Source organism: Pseudomonas sp. ok272, assembly GCF_900109995.1.
In the GTDB taxonomy this organism is placed as follows: Bacteria; Pseudomonadota; Gammaproteobacteria; order Pseudomonadales; family Pseudomonadaceae; genus Aquipseudomonas.
Genome location: NZ_FOCB01000049.1, coordinates 1 through 1,320 on the forward strand (window position 1 = coordinate 1; position 1,320 = coordinate 1,320).

The following is a 1,320-nucleotide window of genomic DNA, read 5'->3' on the forward strand; positions in this document are numbered from 1 at the left end:
TGGACACCGTATTGGGTCACGCCCTGGGCTTCGATGACCCAGGCAGAGAGGGATTCCCAGGGAATAAAGGTGGGTTCGGTGGCACCGTTAAGCATGAAGCAGACTTCACGGCGCTGGCGGTTGAAACGAGTGGGAATGAGGGTGATGCGTTTGTTGTGGACGTTGAGCCAGACGGCGAGGCAGAGGAAGAGAGAAAAAAAACCGGTTATTAAGGTGGTTTCAAACGACGCATGAAACATTCCCTCAATGGCGTGAGAGGCACCATCCCAACCTTCTCCAAGTAAAAAGAAGATAAAGCCGATAAGTAGTGGGGAAAGGACCGTAAGCATAAACATGAAAGTAAATGGCCCGCCGAGGGTCACTTGCCACATAAAGACTTCCGGCGAGGGCATCCCAAAGTCGATGTGTACATCATTCAACTCGCCAATATGTGGACCATGGGGCGGCACCGAAGTAGGCAATGGCAGCGGTGCCAAATAGGTCACTCGGCCACTGGGGAACGGCTCAACATCACCCGCCTTGTGAGGCTGTTCAAGTTGCAGTTGAGGTATGGCGCTATCAAGGTTACTGGCCATCATCGGGTTGCTCCAGAAGGTAGGTGTGAACCAGCGCCATGGTGAGCGGCTGTTTGACTGAGCCGCGCGGCAAGGGGGGAAAGTCCCCGGTGGCTCGGGGTTCGAAGCGGAAGTAGTAGTTGCGCGATAACCACTGCCCCTGTTCGTCGAGCCGCTGTATGCACACACCGAGTTCCAGGACTTGGGACGGCAGCGGTATCTGATCGAGGCCGACGGGCAGGTTGTCGAAGCACAGGACCAAGGGGTCGAGCTTGACGATCCTCAGGCTGTCGAGCACGTGTGCCGTGAGGTCGTCGGTGGTCGTGCGCTCAAAACCACCGCCGCGAATGAGGTTGACGCACCGTGCCCCGATACCCAGGCGTCGATTGGGTTGGCCGGCCATGGGGGGGGCGAAGTCAGCCAGTGTCAGCCCCGGCAGGGATAGATGAATGTCGCTTGGCTTGGGTCGCAGCAGCAGGTCTTTCCACCAGGAGCCGCGCTCGAACGCACTGAGGGTTAACTGGGGAGCGTTCATCAGATTGGCGAGGAGTTCTTTGTATTCCCCCAGTGTATGGTCGGCCCGCAGCTTGGCGTCCTTGCCCCAGGGTGTGCTTTGCAGCCATTGATCGTGGGCACTGGTGGTGAGGCGGTTGTAGAGCCAACTGCCGCCCAGCTCCAGCACGGTAAACAGCGCGCCCGCGAGGTTGACGCGAAAGAACACCTTGGACAGGTGGGTACCTGCGGCGCCCCAGGCCGCTATTCGTGC

2 pseudogenes are annotated in these 1,320 nt (G+C 58.6%); both read right to left on the reverse strand.

The features are described from left to right. A pseudogene (locus BMW74_RS25305) lies at nt 1-578 on the reverse strand (hypothetical protein); the annotation flags it as partial. Beyond that, a pseudogene (locus BMW74_RS25310) lies at nt 565-1,320 on the reverse strand (hypothetical protein); the annotation flags it as partial. The pseudogenes BMW74_RS25305 and BMW74_RS25310, both read right to left, overlap by 14 nt.